The organism is Paraherbaspirillum soli, assembly GCF_042654985.1.
GTDB lineage: Bacteria > Pseudomonadota > Gammaproteobacteria > Burkholderiales > Burkholderiaceae_D > Paraherbaspirillum > Paraherbaspirillum soli.
Genome location: NZ_JBHSMT010000003.1, coordinates 1 through 1,222, shown reverse-complemented (window position 1 = coordinate 1,222; position 1,222 = coordinate 1). Strand labels below are relative to the sequence as shown.

Below are 1,222 nucleotides of genomic sequence, written 5' to 3'. Positions count from 1 at the left end.
GGAAATCGAATTTACACACCTCATGCCGCCCTCGCCGCGCCACATCTTTGCAGTACACGATCTTGGTTTTATCCGGATGCAGTTCCAGCTTGCACTCGGCTAGCCGCTTCTGGATCGCCTGCCGTAGTATCGTGGCTTGCGCCTTGCTAGTGCAGTGACAGATGACGTCATCGGCATAGCGCGCGAACGGTAGATCGGGGAAATGCTTATCCATCCACCGGTCAAACGCATAATGCAGAAACAGGTTGGCCAACAACGGACTGATGACGCCGCCTTGCGGCGTGCCTTTACCCGCGTTGACCACCAGCGTGCCATCCGGCATCTGCACCGGGGCCGTCAGCCATCTTTCAATGTACAACAGCGCCCAGCGGCAGTCGGTGTGCTTGCGTACCGCCTTCATCAATAGCGCGTGGTCAATGTTGTCGAAGAACCCTTTGATGTCCAAGTCCACCACCCAATCCATCCGCCAACATCGCTGCCGCACTATGGCAACGGCTTGATGTGCCGAACGGTTAGGACGATAACCGTAGGAATCCCGATGAAACATCGGTTCCAACTCCGGTTCCAGTATGTTCTTGACCACCATTTGCGCGATCCGATCGGCCACCGTCGGTATGCCCAACGGCCGCTTCTTGCCATCGCCTTTCGGGATCTCCACTCGACGCACTGCCGGCGGCATGTAGCTGCCCGACGACAGCCGATTCCACAGCCGGTACAGGTTCTTCTTCAGATCCTGCTCAAACTGCGCAATCGTCTCGCCGTCCACCCCGGCCGCGCCGCGTTTCGCTTTGACTTGTTCGTACGCTTGCCAGACTTCTTGTTTGGAAATTACAAATGGCTTTGCCCGCTCCACGCGAATCATCCTCTTTCAAGTTGTTCGCCTGAACCAGACTGAACGACAGTACCCCTTCGATCCAGTGCCATTGCAGCACCTTCAGCTCTACTACGAGTACTTCTGCCCCTGTGCGCCGCATCGGTACTCTGTTCCTTGTGGGGACTGCCCACTTGGAAGTCTCCCTTCGCATCGGCACGACAGGTTCTCAAGTTCCTTATCGAAGCCTGAATCGAAGTCACGCCATCTCTACGCCGGTCGCCGCTCAAGCAGTAATCAGGTTGCCCTTGAACTTATCCCGTGTGCACCGCCAAGCACGGTTTCGACGACTTCTCTAATACCATTTACGACGCTTCAATAATGGTTCACTTGCGTTCGTCTCTTCGATTC

At 55.9% G+C, this 1,222-nt stretch carries 1 protein-coding gene; it reads right to left on the bottom strand.

All coding sequences use genetic code 11. From position 1 onward, the window contains the following. A partial coding sequence (gene ltrA, locus ACFPM8_RS00465; RefSeq protein WP_465263039.1) for a group II intron reverse transcriptase/maturase occupies nt 1-853 on the bottom strand: 853 nt, incomplete at its 3' end. Nucleotides 854-1,222: the final 369 nt, after the last annotated feature.